This window comes from Paenibacillus sp. CECT 9249 (assembly GCF_918697855.1).
GTDB lineage: Bacteria > Bacillota > Bacilli > Paenibacillales > Paenibacillaceae > MSJ-34.
This window is the reverse complement of the sequence record NZ_CAKKLI010000006.1, coordinates 76,240-94,863: the sequence shown is the minus strand read 5'-3', so window position 1 is coordinate 94,863 and position 18,624 is coordinate 76,240. Positions and strand designations below refer to the sequence as shown.

15 protein-coding genes are annotated in these 18,624 nt (G+C 51.5%); 13 read left to right on the top strand and 2 right to left on the bottom strand.

Annotation, left to right across the window (positions count from 1 at the left end; all coding sequences use genetic code 11):
* The first annotated feature begins 66 nt into the window (after positions 1–66).
* The 11 genes from LQ229_RS07635 to LQ229_RS07585 all read left to right on the top strand — a co-directional run bounded on the left by LQ229_RS07635 (position 67) and on the right by LQ229_RS07585 (position 13,243).
* The gene (locus LQ229_RS07635; RefSeq protein WP_230191348.1) at positions 67–1,134 is read left to right on the top strand and encodes an AI-2E family transporter; all 1,068 of its coding nucleotides are present in this window, start codon (positions 67–69) and stop codon (positions 1,132–1,134) included.
* A 380-nt stretch (positions 1,135–1,514) separates the two neighbouring features.
* Positions 1,515–4,148, top strand: coding sequence for an alanine--tRNA ligase (gene alaS, locus LQ229_RS07630; protein ID WP_230191347.1), 2,634 nt, complete (start codon positions 1,515–1,517; stop codon positions 4,146–4,148).
* 88 nt (positions 4,149–4,236) lie between these two features.
* A complete protein-coding gene (locus LQ229_RS07625; RefSeq protein WP_216538339.1) occupies positions 4,237–4,497 on the top strand; it encodes an IreB family regulatory phosphoprotein in 261 nt (86 codons plus the stop codon).
* Between the two features lie 17 nt (positions 4,498–4,514).
* A complete protein-coding gene (gene ruvX, locus LQ229_RS07620) occupies positions 4,515–4,931 on the top strand; it encodes a Holliday junction resolvase RuvX (protein ID WP_216538391.1) in 417 nt (138 codons plus the stop codon).
* A 12-nt stretch (positions 4,932–4,943) separates the two neighbouring features.
* Positions 4,944–5,243 (top strand): DUF1292 domain-containing protein, encoded by a 300-nt coding sequence (locus tag LQ229_RS07615; RefSeq protein ID WP_216538338.1) that lies wholly within the window; start codon positions 4,944–4,946, stop codon positions 5,241–5,243.
* 3 nt (positions 5,244–5,246) lie between these two features.
* Entirely contained in the window at positions 5,247–5,564 is a 318-nt protein-coding gene (locus tag LQ229_RS07610; protein ID WP_216538337.1) for a DUF1292 domain-containing protein, read from the top strand.
* A 68-nt stretch (positions 5,565–5,632) separates the two neighbouring features.
* Positions 5,633–6,709 carry an endolytic transglycosylase MltG gene (mltG, locus tag LQ229_RS07605; RefSeq protein WP_230191346.1) on the top strand — a complete coding sequence of 359 codons (1,077 nt, stop codon included), beginning with the start codon at positions 5,633–5,635 and terminating at the stop codon, positions 6,707–6,709.
* A gap of 35 nt (positions 6,710–6,744) precedes the next feature.
* On the top strand, positions 6,745–7,689 hold the full coding sequence (locus LQ229_RS07600) for a peptidase U32 family protein (protein ID WP_230191345.1): 945 nt from the start codon (positions 6,745–6,747) through the stop codon (positions 7,687–7,689).
* Positions 7,690–7,705: 16 nt separating this feature from the next.
* Positions 7,706–9,019: a U32 family peptidase gene (locus LQ229_RS07595; protein ID WP_230191344.1), complete on the top strand. Its 1,314-nt coding sequence runs from the start codon at positions 7,706–7,708 to the stop codon at positions 9,017–9,019.
* Positions 9,020–9,178: 159 nt separating this feature from the next.
* Positions 9,179–11,266 (top strand): methyl-accepting chemotaxis protein, encoded by a 2,088-nt coding sequence (locus tag LQ229_RS07590; protein ID WP_230191343.1) that lies wholly within the window; start codon positions 9,179–9,181, stop codon positions 11,264–11,266.
* Between the two features lie 144 nt (positions 11,267–11,410).
* Positions 11,411–13,243, top strand: a complete 1,833-nt coding sequence (locus LQ229_RS07585; protein WP_230191342.1) for a penicillin-binding transpeptidase domain-containing protein — start codon at positions 11,411–11,413, stop codon at positions 13,241–13,243.
* On the opposite strand, the gene ytvI is transcribed toward LQ229_RS07585, so the two are convergent.
* Positions 13,240–14,343, bottom strand: coding sequence for a sporulation integral membrane protein YtvI (gene ytvI / locus LQ229_RS07580; protein ID WP_216538333.1), 1,104 nt, complete (start codon positions 14,341–14,343; stop codon positions 13,240–13,242). The two genes, LQ229_RS07585 and ytvI, sit on opposite strands and share 4 nt — an antisense overlap.
* 209 nt (positions 14,344–14,552) lie before the next feature.
* Between ytvI and LQ229_RS07575 the strand changes: the two genes are divergently transcribed.
* On the top strand, positions 14,553–15,848 hold the full coding sequence (locus LQ229_RS07575) for a polysaccharide deacetylase family protein (protein ID WP_356709978.1): 1,296 nt from the start codon (positions 14,553–14,555) through the stop codon (positions 15,846–15,848).
* Between the two features lie 89 nt (positions 15,849–15,937).
* Here the strand turns inward: LQ229_RS07575 and ilvD are convergent, their stop codons facing one another.
* Positions 15,938–17,623, bottom strand: coding sequence for a dihydroxy-acid dehydratase (gene ilvD / locus LQ229_RS07570; RefSeq protein ID WP_216538331.1), 1,686 nt, complete (start codon positions 17,621–17,623; stop codon positions 15,938–15,940).
* A 252-nt stretch (positions 17,624–17,875) separates the two neighbouring features.
* Between ilvD and LQ229_RS07565 the strand changes: the two genes are divergently transcribed.
* Entirely contained in the window at positions 17,876–18,601 is a 726-nt protein-coding gene (locus tag LQ229_RS07565; RefSeq protein WP_230191340.1) for a YwiC-like family protein, read from the top strand.
* The last annotated feature ends 23 nt before the right edge of the window (positions 18,602–18,624 follow it).

Here is an 18,624-nt window from a genome sequence, read left to right as displayed (position 1 = left end):
GTAAATTCGTACCCTTGTACATATACTTTAGAGTAGAGCTCAAGTGACGAACGGTGGTGAACGGCATTGGAACGGTTTACGAAGAGCCGTCTGTTTACGTACGGCATTTATACATTGCTAGGCTTGCTGATTTTATATATGCTGCTGTTGATCAAACCGCTCATCGTCGGCGTTTACGATTTTTTGAAGGCGGTGCTGGCTCCGTTTATTATCGCGATGATCATTTCCTACGTCTTGAATCCGATCGTCGGTTTGCTCAAAGACCGCAAGGTGCCGCGCACGATGGCGGTGCTGCTTATTTATGCGGTTTTTTTGACGACGATGACGGTCATCATAATGAATTTAATTCCGATGTTTATGAAGCAGCTGCAGGAATTGAACGAACATATTCCGGAATTGACGATGCGCGCGCAAAGCATTGTCGAGGACTTGAACCAATCGTTTTTGCCGCAAGGCGTGCGCACGGGCATTATGAAATGGACCGTACAACTGGAGAACAAGCTGGCCCAAAGCATCTCCGACTTTATGAACAATATCGGAGCGACGCTGAACGTACTGTTTATCGCGTTTATTATTCCATTCCTTATTTTTTATATTTTGAAGGATTTCGACGTCTTCGAACGCACCGCATTGAAATACGTTCCGAAATCGCATCGCAAACATACCGTCATGCTGCTGAAAGATATCGACGAAGCGCTCGGCAACTATATCCGCGGCCAGTTCATCGTTTGTTTCATTATCGGCATATTGGCTTATTTGGGCTATTGGATCATCGGCATGCCTTATCCGCTGCTGCTGGCCGCGGTGGTGGCGATTTGCAATATCATTCCTTATTTGGGCCCGTTTCTCGGGGCGGCGCCGGCCATTATTATGGCGTCGACGATCTCGCTCAAGATGGTGCTGCTCGTCGCTCTGGTGAACATGATCTGCCAAATTCTCGAGAGCAACGTCATCTCGCCGCAAGTGGTCGGACGCACGCTTCACCTGCATCCTCTGCTCATTATTTTCGCCTTGCTCGTCGGAGGGGAGATTGCCGGGGTGATCGGCCTAATTTTGGCGGTGCCGTTCTTTGCGGCGATGAAAGTCATCCTGCAGCATATATTTACTTATTATGTGCGGAGAAAGACGATTTGACAGGATGAAGCGAGGTAGCTATACTGTAAATGAAAAAATATGAAAACGATGATGAAATGAAGTAAGCCATAGACCATGATCCAGAGAGATAACTCCGCGTGCGCGGCCGCTTAGGTTCGCGTTCGCAGGCTGCGAGAGTTTTTGCATGAAGGATGGCCGAAAGCTGATTTCGGAGTGCGGGCAAATCCGCCGGCCGGCCGACGTTAACGGCTATACGAGGAGATCGCTGCATGCGCTCGCAAAGAGCTGCATAAGGGCGATAACCAGGGTGGTACCGCGATGTTAGAAATCGTCCCTGTTACTAGGGGCGATTTTTTGTTTTTGAAGAGGTTGTTCAAAAATTTATTCTATTTCATTTGAACTAATTGGAGGCAATTACGATGAAAGCTAGTGAAATTCGCTCGAAATGGCTGGACTTTTTCGCAGGCAAAGGCCATAAAATTGAACCAAGCGCTTCCCTTGTACCGCATAACGATCCGTCATTGCTATGGATTAACGCGGGAATGGCGCCGTTGAAGCCTTACTTCGACGGCCGCGTCAAGCCGGACAATCCGCGGATTGCCAACTCGCAAAAATGCATACGTACCAACGATATCGAGAATGTCGGCAAGACGCGCCGCCATCATACGTTTTTTGAAATGCTGGGCAATTTCTCGATCGGCGATTATTTCAAGGAAGAAGCGATTACGTGGGCATGGGAATTTTTGACCGACCCAAAGTGGATCGGTTTCGATCCGGAGAAGCTGTCGGTAACGGTCTATCCGGATGACGAAGAAGCGTTCCGGCTCTGGAATGAGAAGATCGGATTGCCTGCGGAGCGCATTTATAAGTTGGAAGACAATTTCTGGGATATCGGGGAGGGCCCGTGCGGCCCGTGCACCGAAATATTCTACGATCGAGGCGACGCTTACGGCGATCTTTCCGATCCGGAATGCGTGCCGGGCGGCGAGAACGAACGCTTCCTGGAAGTGTGGAATCTTGTGTTCTCGCAGTTCAACCATAATAAAGACGGCAGCTTTACGCCGCTTCCCAACAAAAATATCGATACCGGGGCGGGATTGGAGCGTTTTGCTTCTATTTTGCAAAATGTAGATTCCAATTTCGACACCGATTTATTCCAGCCGATGATTCAGGCGACATGCCGGATCGCCGGCGTACGCTACAAAGAAAATGCCGACTTTGACGTCGCGTTGAAAGTCATTGCCGACCATATCCGTACCGTCGTATTCTCGGTCGGCGACGGCGTGCTGCCATCGAATGAAGGCAGAGGTTATATTATTCGCCGTTTGCTGCGCCGCGCGGTACGCTACGGCAAATTGATCGGCATCGACAAGCCGTTCCTTTATCAGTTAACCTCTGTCGTCGGAGACGCGATGGGCGTGTACTATCCCGAAGTCGTCCAAAAACGCGAATTTATCGAAAAAGTGATCCGTACCGAGGAGGAGCGTTTCCATGAAACGTTGTCGGACGGCTTGGCCATCTTGGAGGAGCTCGGCAATGAAGCGCGCAGCGAAGGCAAGAGCGAAATAAGCGGCGCCGACGCGTTTAAATTGTACGATACGTACGGATTCCCGTTCGACTTGACGGAGGATTACGCGGCGGAACACGGCCTTACGGTCGATCGCGCCGGCTTCGATGCGGCGATGCAGGAACAGAGGGACCGCGCCCGCTCCGCGCGCCATGAATCGGAGAGCATGAAGGTGCAGGGCGGCGTCCTGTCCGACTTTACGTCTAAAAGTGAATTTGTTGGTTATAATGAATTGGAGATTGAAGCCCGGATTATCGCATTGGTTGTGGGCGATTCGTTCGCGGAAAGCGTGGAAGCGGGAGATGCCTGCCAATTGATTTTGGACCGTACCCCGTTCTATGCCGAAAGCGGCGGACAAGTCAGCGATACGGGCACAATCGGCCATGGAAGCGCGCTGGCCAGAGTGGAAGGTCTTTTCAAAGCGCCTCACGGCCAACATGTCCATCAAGTGACGGTCGAATCCGGCTCCTTCCGTGTCGGGGATACCGTTCGGGCGGCGGTGAACAGACCGGCCCGCGAAGATATTATTAAAAATCATACGGCGACCCACTTGCTTCATAAAGCGCTCAAGGAAGTGCTGGGCGACCATGTCAACCAGGCGGGTTCGCTCGTGGAAGGCGAACGTCTCCGTTTCGATTTCTCGCATTTTGGCAGCATTACGGCGGATGAACTGGCGGATATCGAACGGCGGGTCAACGAGCAAATCTGGAAAGGGACGCCGCTAGTCATCGAGCATAAGCCGATTGCGGAAGCGAAGGCGATGGGCGCGATGGCGTTGTTCGGCGAAAAATACGGCGATATCGTGCGCGTCGTGCAAGTCGGCGGATACAGCATCGAACTATGCGGCGGATGCCATGTGGACAACACATCGCAAATCGGGTTGTTCAAACTGACAAGCGAGAGCGGCATCGGCTCCGGAGTACGACGGATCGAGGCGTTGACCGGACGCCATGCTTACCGCTACATGGAAGGGCAATTGGAGTTGTTGAAACAATCCGCTCAATTGCTGAAGTCCAATATAACGGAAGTGCCGAAGCGCATCGAAGCGATCTATGCGCAAATGAAAGAGATGGCAAGAGAAAACGAGTCCTTGCAAGCAAAACTAAGCAGCATCGAAGCCGGACAACTGACCGACAAATTAATCGATCTTGGCGGCGTCGGCCTGCTGGCGGCAGAGGTCAATGCGGGCGGCATGGACGCTTTGCGCACGGTTGCCGATGAATTGAAAGGAAAGATCGATTCGGCAATTCTGGTGCTTGGCGCAGCTCAGGAGGATAAAGTGAACTTTGTCGTATCCGTGTCCCCGGAGCTTGTAAGCAAAGGATTCCACGCCGGCAAACTCATTAAAGAAATCGCCGCCGTCTGCGGCGGCGGTGGCGGAGGACGTCCGGACATGGCGCAAGCGGGCGGGAAAGATCCGTCCAAGCTTGGCGAAGCGTTGAAATTATCGGAACAACTGGTTCGCAGACAGATTGCAGGGGAATAGCAAAAATTTGCCCGTTATATTTCCTTCTTTCGCTGCGAATGTGTTATGATAGAATAAAAGCTTTGACAAAAGCGAGGTGGTGTTGGCGATGGAATCGATGGATAAAACGGTGAAATTTAACGTAAAAGCGGAAGAGGAGGAATATTCTTCGCAGGAAATTCTCCTAAACGTTTACGACGCATTGGTGGAAAAGGAATACAACCCGATCAACCAAATCGTCGGTTACTTGATATCCGGAGACCCCGCTTATATTCCGCGTCATAACAACGCACGAAGTTTGGTCCGCAAGAAGGAAAGGGACGAACTGATTGAAGAATTGGTGCGGTTTTACTTAAGCCAACATCGGTAACAGGAGTTTAACGGATGATGAGAATTCTCGGCTTGGACTATGGGGATCGCAGGATCGGCGTCGCGATTAGCGACGCATTCGGTTGGACCGCGCAAGGGATCGAGGTCATCGAACGCAGAAGCGAAGCGGACGATTTCCGCCGCATTTCGGAGTTGATTGAAGCGCATGAAGTGACCGAAATTGTGGTGGGGTTGCCGAAGAACATGAATGGCACGATCGGCTCCCGTGGCGAAATTTGTATGGCATTTGCACAATCTTTGCAAACGGAATTGAATTTACCTGTTCACCTTTGGGATGAGAGATTGTCGACGGTATCGGCGCAGCGTATTTTGATCGATGCGGATGTGAGCCGAAAGAAAAGAAAGCAAGTCGTTGATAAAATGGCGGCAACTTTGATTTTGCAAAATTTTTTAGATTCTAAATCAAAAAGGTGAGGGTGATGAACGATGGCAAAGGACAAAGAAATACAGATGGAAGAACCGGAAATTATTTATATCCCTGACGATGAAGGGAATGAAGAAGAATTCGAAGTCATCATGAAGTTTGAAGTGGACGGTTCCGATCACAAATATATGATGGTCGTTCCCGTAGAATCGGACGACGACGAGTCGGACGAGGTATACGCGTTCCGTTATGAAGAAGACGGAGACGACTTGAAACTGTACATTATCGATGATGAAGAAGAATGGCAAATCGTTGAGGAAACGTTTAATACGTTAATCGGCGAACTGGATGAGGAGAATTAACAAATGAGCTATTTCGAAGCGAAGGATATCGTGTATACGAACCGGCTGTTTGAGACTTTTGGAAGCTATGTCGAATTGACCGGCGAAGACGGAGACGGTGAAGTATATCGCATATTGAAAGAGTTTCAACTCGGGACGCAAGGATATGCCGTCCTTCAATCGGAAGCCATGAGCAAGGAGGGCGAGGTCGAGTTTTTTCGCATTACGATATCGCAGGACGGTCATCCGGAATTGGAAACGATCGAAGATGACGAAGAATGGGAGAACGTGGCGGAACTGTTCGACGAACTTAACCTTCCCGATGCGATGGATGAACCTTAATTCAACCGGCATCGACATTTGAATAGCGGTTAGGAACGAAAAGGGCGGCGATGTCCGCTCTTTTTGGTATGGGAGGGGAACAGGGCAACGTGGGGAAATTGTTGAAAATTGTATTCGGTTTATTGCTTGCGATCGTACTGTTGGCCGGAGGAGCCGTCGGCTATGTTTGGTACGGAATGCAGCCGGCCGCCGCCAGCGGGCAGGAATTGAAGATTACGGTCGATTCGGGAATGAGGCCGGCCCAAATTGCCGATTTGCTCGAGCAAAACGGGATTATTAGAAACGGCACTTTTTTTCAATATTATTTGAAATATAAAAAAGAAGGCTCGAAATTTAAGGCGGGACCTTACGCGATGAAGCCGGGGATGACATACGACGATATCATCGCGAAGTTGAACGCCGGAGACGTCATTCCCGACGAAATGATCCGTTTTACGATTCCTGAAGGGTTCACGATCGCGCAAATGGCCGACAAATTAAGCCAGGAAGGATTCGTGGACAAGGAGACGTTTCTTCGGCTCGCCGACGATCCGCAGCCGGCGGAGGGCAAATTTGCCAAATTCATTCCGGACGACGACGGGTTGCGGCATAGGCTGGAAGGCTATTTATTCCCGGAAACGTACGAGTTCAAGAAAGGCAGCACGGAAGCCGATATGATCAACCGCATGCTGCAAGAGCTGGACAAAAGGCTGGAGAAGGAGTTGCCCGCCGATTGGGAGCAGAAACTGGCCGCGCTTAACGTCGATTTTCATCAGTTAATGACGATCGCGTCTTTGATCGAACGCGAAGTGGTCGTCGACGAGGAAAGGGCGCTGGTAGCCGGCGTCATATACAATCGCTTGAACAAAGGAATGATGCTGCAAATCGACGCGACGGTGCAATACTTGTTCGATCAGCAGAAAGAGAGACTGCTGAACAAAGACTTGAAAATCGAGAGCCCGTACAATACGTATTTGCATGAAGGCTTGCCGCCCGGACCGATTTCGAGCCCGAGCCTGGCATCCATCCAAGCGGCGCTCGATCCGGAACCGTCCGACTATTTGTATTATGTGACGAAAAAAGACGGCACGCACAAACATTTGTTTGCCAAAACATATAAAGAGCATTTAAGAAACATTCAAAAAAGTAAGGAATCGGCAAAATAAAGCGGCCGAGCTAGAGACGGAAGGTGAATGTCGACATGGTAACTAAACCCGAGCTGCTGACAACGGCCGGCTCGCTTGCCGAAGTTGCGGCAATGATTCGCGCCGGCGCCGACGCCGTTATGATCGGCGAAGCGAAATACGGCTTGCGGCTGGCCGGCGAGTTCAAGCCGGAGCAAATTCGCGAAGCGGTTCGCGAAGCGCATGCCCACGGGGCGAAAATCGTTGCAGCGGTTAACAATATTATGAGCAATAACGTCTTGAACGAATTGCCCGCCTATTTGGCTCAGCTTGCGGATGCGGGCGTCGATGCGATCCAATTCGGCGATCCGGCGGTTCTGATTGCGGCAAAGCAAACCGCGCCGAACGTGAAGCTGCATTGGAATGCGGAAATGACTTCCACCAATTACGCAACGGCCAAATTTTGGGGCAGAAGGGGAGCGTCGCGCGTCGTCTTGGCGCGCGAATTGAACATGGAGCAGGTGCTTGAAGCGAAATCGCAGCTGCCCGACATGGAAGTTCAGGTGCAAGTGCACGGCATGACGAATATTTACCACTCGAAACGCAATTTGGTGGGAAGCTATATGGAACACCGAGGCGCGGGGGAAGCCGGCGGCGCAAGTGCCAATCGGGGCATGGACCGCGGCTTGTTCCTGATCGAGGCGGAACGGCAAGACGAGAAGTATCCGGTGTTCGAAGACGAGAACGGTACGCATATCATGAGTTCGGAAGATCTATGCATGCTGGAAAATTTGCATGAATTGATGGAAGGCGGCATCGACAGTTTTAAAATCGAAGGATTGTTAAAATCGACGGTTTATAACGAAACCGCGGTGCGCGCATACCGGCAGGCGATCGACGCGTATACGGCGGATCCGGCCGGTTACCGCTTCGATCCGGCATGGCTTGCAGCCATCGAAAAGCTGCAGGACCCGGAACGCGAGCTTTCTTACGGATTTTTCTACAAGGAACAAGTATATTAATCAGGAGGTGCCGTACATGTCTGCAACTACTGTGGCAAAGCCGAAATTTAAAGGACAAAGATACCGCCTCGACAAACCCGAACTGCTGGCTCCGGCGGGAAATTTGGAAAAGCTGAAATTCGCCGTTCATTACGGAGCGGATGCCGTATATATCGGCGGGCGGCAATACGGCCTTCGTTCCAACGCCGACAATTTCAGCTTCGAGGAAATGCGCGAAGGGGTTGAATTTGCGCGCAAATACGGAGCCAAAGTGTTCGTAGCGACGAATATATACGCCCATAATGAAGATATCGAAGGATTGGAACAATATTTGCGGAATTTGTCCGATGTCGGCATTGCCGCCATCATCGCCGCGGATCCGGTTATTATCGAAACGGCGCAGCGCGTCGCCCCGGATTTGGAAGTTCATATCAGCACGCAGCAATCGACGATGAACTGGCAGGCGGTTCAATTCTGGAAGGATGAAGGGGCCCCGCGTGTCGTATTGGCGCGGGAGGCAAGCCTTGAAGATATCGCCGAAATAAAACGTCATGTCGATATTGAGATCGAAGCTTTCATTCATGGGGCGATGTGCTCTTCTTATTCGGGACGATGCGTGTTGTCGAACCATTTCACCGACCGGGATTCGAATCGGGGAGGATGCTGCCAGTCTTGCCGCTGGAAGTACGATTTGTTCGAAGACGGCCGACCCGGCGCGGCCGACGGTTCGTCCGGCCCGGATCGCTATCGGATCGGGGTTACGCAACTGCCTCTTTTTGAGCCCGAAGACAACCGGTTTACGATGGGTTCCAAAGATTTATGCATGATCGAGCATATTCCGGATTTGATCGAAGCCGGCATCGACAGTTTCAAAATCGAAGGCAGAATGAAGTCGATTCATTATGTCGCTACAGTCGTCAATGTGTACCGGCAGGCGATCGATTCGTATATGGCCGATCCGGCTCGCTACCGCTTAAAGCCCGAGTGGATCGAAGAGATTAATAAAGCGGCGAACCGCCCGTTAAATTCCGGATTTTTCTACGATACGCCGGGACACGAAGATCATATTTACGAGCCGGAATCGAAGGCGGCGCCGTACGATTTTGCGGGTCTCGTCCAGCAATACGACGCGGAGACAGGCATCGCCGTCATCGAGCAGCGCAATCATTTCAAACCGGGCCAAGAGATCGAATTTTTTGGGCCGAACGGCACATTCTTCAAACAAACGGTGGAAGCGATATGGGACGAGGACGGCAATCCGCTCGATGCGGCGCGCCACCCGCTGCAACGGGTGCGGATTAAGGTGAATCAGCCCGTCCGTCCGTTCGACATGATGCGCAAAAAAATATAGCCGATCAGGAATGAACCCTCCGAAAAATAGTTCGGGCGGTTCATTTTTTTTGTTTTTTTGCGAGAAACGCATAAACATTTTGGATCATTATGCCGATACATAAGTAGTGTATGGAGAAGCTTCGATTCTTTTTTTAAAATAAATAGGGTGGTGTCAACTGTGGGTCTACAGCTCAAAACACTGAAAGAATTAGGTGGCAAAATTCAAATCAATCCGTTCAAATCGATAGGAGTGAAGCTTTTTTTAATCTTTTTTGTAAGCAGCTTGGTATTTGTGCTTGCACTCGGACTATATTCCTATAGTCAGGCGAAATCGATTATTAAAGAACAGGCTTCCGAAGCGCATTTTCAAACGATCGTGCAAGCGTCGGAAAAAATCGATTTTATGTTGCAAAATTACGTCGACATTACGTTGTCGATTTTGATGAACAACGATCTTCAGAAAGCGATCACCGAAAGCTCCAGCCAACATATTTCCGATTACGAGAAATTGATCAATTCGCAAAAAATCGAAGAAATTTTGCAGCGCACGACGCTGGGCAACAATACGCTTCTCGGCGCGACCTTGATACCCGTTGAAGAAAAAGGGAAGTTCTATTCTTCCAACGGATCGAGCACGGAGATCGAACAGTTGAAAAAAGAGCCCTGGTTCCAGCAAACGATCGATAGCGAGGGCAGACCTGTATTCATTCCGTCCCAAAGCAACGGAATCGCTACGCACCAAGGGCAGGCTTCGTTCGGTTTGGCGCGGCTCGTCAAAAATACCGGTTCCGGCAAAGCGACGCATGTATTGATGTTGGAAATGAAAACGGCCGCTTTCGACGGACAAGTCGGTTCGTTGAACTTGGGCGACGGCAGCAGCTTGCAAGTCGTGACGGCGGACAACCAAGTCGTTTATTCGAATATTCCGGAAAATATCGGACAGGCCGCCGAAGTCGAATTGAAGAAAGACGAGAGCGGAGCGATTGTAAACGGCGGAGAAAATATGAAGGATGCCGCGGGCAAAGAAGTGCTGGCTATATTCAACGGGTTAAAAGCGGCAAACTGGTCGCTTGTAGGCATGATCCCGGTTGAGAAGCTGGTGGAGAAAACGCAGCAAATTCGCATATTGACGATCGTCGCCGCGCTGATCGTGACATTGGTCGCCGCATTGATCGGCGCATGGATGATCCGGATGATCGCCAGACCGCTCGTTCAATTGCGCAATTTGATGAACGAAGGCGCGCGCGGCAACTTGGCAGTCCGGACGAAGAGCAAATCGCAGGACGAAATCGGCCAGCTGTCGGCCGGCTTTAACGAAATGATGGATCAGATCACCAATTTGGTGCAGCATACGAATGAATCGGCCCGTTCCGTTTTGGATACCGCGTCCGAATTAAGCGAAGCTTCCAAGAAGACGGCGATTTCGGCGAAGGAAATCGCGGTGGCGACGGAAGAGATCGCCAACGGGGCGACCAATTTGGCGGTGGAAGCGGAAAAAGGCAATGACCTGACGATGAATATGGCCAAACAAATGAAAATGGTTATTGAAGCGAACGGCGAAATGGGAAGCTCGGCGGCGAAGGTGGAGCAATCGAGCGAACATGGTATCCGGTACATGGAAGAACTCACCGAGAAGACGAGCTTGACGGAAGAAATGGTCCGTTCGATGGTCGAAAAGGTCGACTCGCTGCAAGAAAGCACGCAGTCCATTCGCAAAATTTTGGATATGATGAACAACATTTCGAAGCAAACGAATATTTTGTCGCTGAACGCAACGATTGAAGCGTCGCGCGCAGGGGCGGCCGGCAAAGGCTTTATGGTCGTAGCCGATGAAATTCGCAATCTCGCCGAACAATCCAGACAATCGATCGGCGTCGTCGGCGAAATGATCGAAACGATCCAGCGGGAAATCGGAGATACGGTAAACGTGCTGTCCAACGCATACCCAATCTTCAATCAACAAATTCAATCGGTGAAAGAAGCGAATGAAATATTCTCGATGGTACGTACGCAGATGGGCGGATTTATCCAGCAATTGGATTCTGCTACCGATTCCATCCAGCAGCTGGATCAAGCCCAAGTCGTATTGGCCGAAGCGATGAGCAATGTCAGCGCGGTCGCCGAAGAGTCTTCCGCAACTTCGGAAGAGGTCGCATCGCTTAGCAACGAACAGCTCGGCGTAAGCGGCAATCTGGTGGATTTATCCAACAAGCTCGAAGACGTTTCCGCGAAATTGAAAGAAACGTTGGCGCGCTTCACGTTATAAGAAGACAAGATATAAGCAACCTGTCCGTTTACGCGGGCAGGTTGTTTCATTTCCCCGCTTATTGCGCTCCGAACTGGGCAATACTTGGAACATAAAGAATCATTGGAATGCGGCCGGAGACAAGACGAGGCAGGAGGGGCGGGAATGTTCAAGATAAAGAAGCGATTATTCATCGGCTTGATCGGGATGACGACGCTGTTCGTCCTATTGGCCGTGCGGCTGTTCTGGATTCAGTCGACGGCCGGCCGGCCGGCGGCAGCGAGCGGCGGACGGAGCATGCTGCAAATGTCGGTCGTTCAACGCGAGCGCGGCATTGTGCTCGACAGCGGCAGAGGGCATTTCTACGACCGCCGCGGTTTGCCTATTACAGGCAATATCAAGCCGGTGCTGGTACTGTTCCCGCTTCGGGCGGAGGCAAGGGGAGAGCCGGAAGCGGTCGGCGCGCTTTCCGCCGTACTGCGCACGTCCCCGGAGGAACTGAAACGGCGCTGGGATGCGCTTAAAGCGCCTTACATTTGGCAGGCGGCGGACGGGAAAGATCCGCTCGCGCTCTCGCAGGACGAAATCGAAGCGATTGGGCGGCTGCCGCTCAACGGAATCCGCGTGCTTCCGTATCAAACCCGCTATCCGAACGACTTTCCCGCGAAGCAATGGCTCGGCTTCGTCGCGCAAAATCCCGACCGGCTGCGGCGGGAATACGCCTTAGGCTTGGACCCGCATCATATGCCGATATCGACTTCGGTCGGCGCTGCCGGCCTGGAACGGACATTCGACGATTTCCTCCGTGGCGTCGGTTCCACAACCGTAACCTATTTCGTCGACGCTGCGAAACGGCCGATGTTTGGCTTGGATACGCGCATGACGGCGCCGGACAATCCATACTATCCGCTTCAAATCGTAACGACGATCGATCTGCGTCTGCAAAACGAAATCGAAGCGTATGCGGACCGCGTCGGCATGCGGGAAGGGGCGATCGTCGTGCAGGATGCGAGGAACGGGGATGTGGCGGCGATGGTATCGCGTCCCGCGTTCGATCCGCGCCATATCGACCTGAAGGAAGGGAATTGGAGCAACCGGGCGCTGAAAGCGATGGTGCCGGGTTCGATTTTCAAAACGGTTATGGCCGCAGCCGCATTGGAAACGGGGGCCGCTTCCGAGCGGGAACGGTTCGAATGCCGCGGCGAATACGGGAAATACGGTTTTTCATGTTGGAAGAAAGAGGGACATGGCGTACTGACGCTGCAGGAAGCGTACGCGCATTCTTGCAATATCGCATTCGGCGCTTTAGGCGAAAGGCTTGCGCCGCAGCAAATCGAACGATATGCTTCGATGCTCGGCTTAGGGCGGCAAATCGGGTGGGAGGCGAACCGATTCATGGATCGGGCGCCTTTTCGACAATGGGATGCGGAGGAAAGCGGCCGAATTTTCTTGCCGGTATGGGCTCGAATGGCACCGGGCAAGACGCGCCGGCCCGGTCCGGAGGACGGAGGGGTCCGCGTGCAGACGGCCGTAGGACAGCGGGATACGCTTGTTACGCCGCTGCAGGCGTCCAATCTTATCGTGACGCTGCTCCATCGCGGCCAAGTGCCCGCTCCGCGCATCGTGAAGGAAATCCGCTATGCGAACGGCCAGTTGATGGCCGAATTCGCGCCGCATCGTTCTCCTTCGCCATACGGCGCCATCCGGCCGCAAACCGCCGATCGGCTGCTGCGTTGGATGAACGATGTCGTACGGTCGGGAACCGGCAAATCGTTAAGAAACGCAAAGTGGAGTGTAGCCGGGAAGTCGGGCACCGCGCAAGTCCGGGAACATGGGGCGCCGCGCAACAATCATTGGTTTATCGGATACGGACCGACGGAAGCGCCGCGCTACAGCGCCGCCGTCGTCGTTCAAAACCAGCCTGAGGGCATTGCGAATCAGGCGGCGATTGTATTTCGCGGCGTGATGGATATTGCGGCTCGGTATACGGAGAGTTAATTTTTCGGCGGCGGCGTCTCGAACTCTTCCTTCGGCAGGCGAATCCAGCTTTGCAAGTAGCCTTGATCCATGAGCGCTTTGATCAGGATCAACAATACAGGCGAAAGAATCAATCCTGCGACGCCGAACAGCGAAAGGGAAATAATCATGCAGGACAGCATCGTAAAGGCCGAGACGCCGAGCGAGTTGCCGGTTATTTTCGGTTCGAGGATTTGTCTCGTTAACATGACGACCCCCAGCACGACCAGCATCCAGACGGCCAGCCACGTATCGCCGATGACGAACAAATAAATCGCCCACGGTATAAAAATGACGGGGATTCCGAGCAGCGGAAGCAGATCGAATAATGCCGACAATAAAGCGATCGTAAAGGCATTGCCCACGTTCAGCAGCAGCATGGCGATGAATACCATGATGAAAGTGACCGAGATCAATTTGAACTGCGCTTTTAAATAGGCGGCAATCCCTTTGAATACGTTGTCGCGCAAAAAGGCGAACGCCTGTTTAAACGTGTTCGGCGTTTTCTCCTTCGCGAATTTGCGCCAAGTGCTGATTTCGACGCTCAAAAAATAGGCCAAAATGATGGCGATTCCGAAATTGACGAGAAACGACGAGAAGGAAGTAAGGAAAGAAAACAACCAAGCGAGAAATTCGCCCATCAGTTGCGAAACTTTGGTCGTTATCGTTTGCAGCGTCTCGTTCAGCTTCAGCAGCACTTCCGCCGGGAGGAGCTCCGCTTTACCCATCAAATAAGTAAACGTTTCGTTAAACGCCGTTTGCAGCATATTGATATAGGTTGGGAATTTGCTCTGCAATTGCGCAATTTGCGATACGAGAATGACTCCCGCTCCGAAAAAGAAGCCGAGGATGATAATAATAAAGCAGAGCACGGAAATGGCCGATGCGATCGCTTTTTTGAATCCTCTTTTATTCAGAAATTTGGCAAAGGGTTCGATAATAAAAAACACGATGAAGGAAAGAAAAATCGGTGTCGCGATATTATACAGGAAGCTGAATACAAACATGATTAAATAGACGGTTAATGCGATCAGCCCGATATCGAATGCGGTTCTCCAATATTTTTTGTAGAATGACAACATATCCCTTTACTCTCCTTCTGAAAATATATAATATTGATTGTACACTATTTTCAAAAAACGTGCCTATTTTTTCATCCATATGGTACAATAAAAGAAGTTCATTGAAAAGCGGGGAAATGTAGATGGAGAATTTGCTGCTCTGGATATTTTACATTTTAACTTTTTATGCGTTTCTCCCGGGCTTGGTTAGTCGTACATTCGGATTTCGCGTGTTCAAGAGAGGTCGGGCGGAGAAGGAAATTTCCTTAACGTTTGATGACGGACCGGACGCTTATTATACGCCGTTGTTGCTTGATTTATTGAAAAAATACAACGCAAAAGCTACGTTCTTCGTCGTTGGCGTAAACGCTGAGAGACATCCCGATATCATCAAGAGAATGCATGATGAAGGACATTTGATCGGTATTCATAATTACGTACACAAGAGCAACTGGTTGATGCGGCCGAAGACGGTCAAAAATCAAATAAACCGGACGATCCAAATTATTCAGTCGATAACCGGTTCGGGTACCGTTTATTACCGGCCTCCTTGGGGGGTCGTCAATTTGATCGATTTTGCGAAACTGGGACATTTGCAAATCATTTTATGGTCCGCGATGTTCGGAGATTGGCGCAAACGTCTTGGAGCCGACCGGCTGGAACGCCGAATGATGAAGAAGATGCGCCCAGGCGAAGTGGTGCTGCTGCATGATTGCGGTACGACCTTCGGAGCGGATAAAGACGCTCCGGCGAATATGATGATCGCATTGGAGCGTTATATGCAGGCGGCACAGCGTAAACATTTTCGCTTTATCCGTATCGACGAAATGATGCGGCTTACGGACGCGGTTCGCATGCGCCAACCAAGCTTGTACAAACGCACGATCGTAAAGCTGTGGTTTGCGTGGGAAAAATGTTTCCATTCTGTATTCGGACTGAAGACGACGAACGAGGAAGATCCTGTTTTTTATTACCGGGTAAGACCTTATCAAGGCGAAGCGGTGGCGCTTGATCAGGGACAGACGCTTGTCCAAGGCGATAAAGTGTTAGAAATTCATTTTGATAATAAGAAGTTATACGAAATGAGCAAGAAGTCCCGTTCCACGATGCAAATCGCCATTCAAATGATTCGATCGGTCGAGAAGACGCTGCCCGAATTAGCCGATCTCGCGACAGCCGACCCGCAGTTTGCCGACGTCAAAGCGTTGTATGGCGTCAGCATGCTGAACCGGGGGCCGGAGAAATTCGGTTTCAAAGTATTGGATTTGCCGAAGGGCTTTTTTGCCCGGTCGTCGCAACTTTACTTGAAATTTCTGCTTTCCGTCATTCATCCGCGCGGCTCTGCGAGGTTGAAAGAGAATAACGAATTGCTGGTGCCTAAAATGATGATCATGCCGTTCGATTTTCTCATTCACCGTTACAGTTCCGTCGCGAAGAACGATGCCGGGAAGGCGGAACCATTCGCGGCGCCGCTGGCGGCGAAGCGAGCGGAAGGATTCGAGAGCACGCCGCCTCCGTTTGCGTGAATGGCTCTCCTAATACAAGGGACAGAAACAATATGCTTATGAAGAAGGACCTGGGGATCAGCCCCAGGTCCTTTGATCTTTGCGCTTGCTTATATTTTCAATACGCCGCCCATGCTTGCATTCGTAACGAGTTTGGAATAACGGGCTAAATAACCGGTTTTCACTTTCGGTTCGAAGCCTTTCCAGTTCGCTTTGCGGCGCTCTAATTCCTCGTCGCTTACTTGCAGTTCGATTTTGCGGTTGACAAGATCCAACTCGATAATATCTCCGTCTTCGACGAATGCGATCGGACCGCCTTCTGCCGCTTCAGGCGAAATATGGCCGATGCTGATTCCGCGCGATGCGCCGGAGAATCGTCCGTCGGTAATGAGACCGACTTTCGCGCCAAGCCCCATGCCGACGATTTGCGAAGTCGGCGCGAGCATTTCCGGCATGCCCGGTCCGCCCTTCGGCCCTTCGTAACGGATGACGACGACGTGGCCTTCTTTTACTTTCCCGTTCGCGATGCCTTCCAGCGCTTCGTCTTGCGAATCGAAGCAAATGGCCGGCCCTACATGGCGGCCGCCGACCGATTTGTCTACGGCGCCTACTTTAATAATGGAGCCTTCCGGCGCGAGATTGCCGAACAATACGGCCAAACCGCCCTGTTCGCTATGCGGGTTGTCGAGCGTATGGATGACGTCCGTATTTTTAATCTCGCAACCTGCCACGTTTTCGGAGAGCGTTTTGCCGGTCACGGTAATGCAATCGCCGTGCAGCGCTCCCGGTTTTTTGAACAATTCGTTCAGGATGGCGCTGACCCCGCCGGCGTTATGCACGTCTTCAATATGATAATCGGAAGCCGGTGCGATTTTGGCCAAGTGCGGCACGCGAGACGCGACTTCGTTAATGCGCTCGATCGGATAATCGATTCCCGCTTCGCTCGCGATCGCAAGCGTATGAAGCACCGTGTTGGTCGATCCGCCCATCGCCATGTCGAGGGCGAAAGCATTGTCGATCGCTTCCAAAGTGACAATATCGCGCGGTTTAATGTCCGCTTCGATTAAATTCATCAGTTGTTTCGCCGACTGTTTGACAAACTCGCGCCGTTCCGGAGCGACGGCCAGAATCGTGCCGTTGCCCGGCAAAGCGAGGCCCAATCCTTCGGCCAAGCAGTTCATCGAGTTCGCGGTGAACATGCCGGAGCAGGAACCGCAAGTCGGACAGCCGTACTGCTCAAGCTCGAGCAGCCCTTTGTCGTCGATTTTGCCGGCTTGATAAGCGCCGACGCCTTCAAATACGGACGACAGCGAAATCGATCTTCCTTTGCTGTCTTTGCCCGCTTTCATCGGTCCGCCGCTGACGAAGACGGTCGGAATGTTGACGCGCAGCGCGCCAAGCATCATGCCCGGCGTAATTTTGTCGCAGTTCGGAATGCAGACCATGCCGTCGAACCAGTGAGCGGAAACGACCGTTTCAAGCGAATCGGCGATAATTTCCCGGCTCGGCAGCGAATAACGCATCCCGATATGTCCCATTGCGATCCCGTCGTCGACGCCGATCGTATTAAATTCGAAAGGAACGCCTCCCGCTTCGCGAATCGCTTCCTTCACCAATTTGCCGAACTCTTGCAAATGCACATGGCCCGGAACGATATCGATATAAGAATTGCAGACGGCGATAAACGGCTTATCGAAGTCCTCTTCTTTCACGCCGGCGGCGCGCAGCAAACTGCGGTGCGGAGCGCGGTCGAAGCCTTTTTTTATCATGTCTGAACGCAATTTTTTGGCACTCATGATGTCCCCTCCATCAATATGATTTGATCGTGTACCCCCGGTACAAGTTTAAGCCTATTCTTTGAGTCTATCACAACCGCTTTTGTTTTACCACATATTCATCGGCGATGAATGCGAGCGAATCAATGACTTTACTAACGATTTTAATAGGAATGAATTGACAATTTGTTGAACGCAATGTACTTTTCGGCCTGCGATCGGTACGATGGAGTCAAAGTATACGATTCAATGATAAAAGGAGGGCAAATGCCGATGAAAAACTATATTCCGAAACAGCACGGCGCTTGGGCCATGTTGATCATTCCGTTTCTGTTCGGCATGTTCGCTTCGCAACCTCAATGGCTGCATCTATTGCTTGGTTTCGTTTGGCTGTTGACCTATTTGTTTACCTACCCGCTGCTCCAATGGATACGAACGGGGAGAACGGCAACATATGCGAAACCGCTGTTGTTATACGGAATATTGCTGCTTCCTTCCGCCGCGGCGCTCATCGCATGGAAACCGGATCTGCTGCGAATGGGGCTCGTTCTTCTGCCGTTCTTTCTCATTAATTGCTATTTTGCGAAGCGCAATCGGGAACGCGATGTTTGGAACGATATCGCAGCGGTCGTCCAATTCAGCCTGATCGTTTTCATCGCCTATGATGTCGGCGGGGGGACCGATTGGCGCTTGGCGGCGGAACTGTTCGCCATTAGCGCGCTTTATTTTACAGGGACCGTATTTTACGTCAAAACGATGATTCGCGAAAAAAAGAACAGGCGTTATTATTACGTTTCGATCGCGTATCATTCGTTCGTCCTGCTGGCAAGCGCAGTTGCCTTTCCGTGGCCGCTGCTCATTCCGCTGGCCGTACTTCTGATTCGGTCCGCCGTATTGCCCGGACGAAAAATTACGATTAAACAGGTCGGCATAAGCGAAATCGCATTGTCGATCATGGTCGCCGCATTCGTACTTGCGCCCTTTGGAACGACGAATTGACTTTGGCGCATGATTGCTGTTTC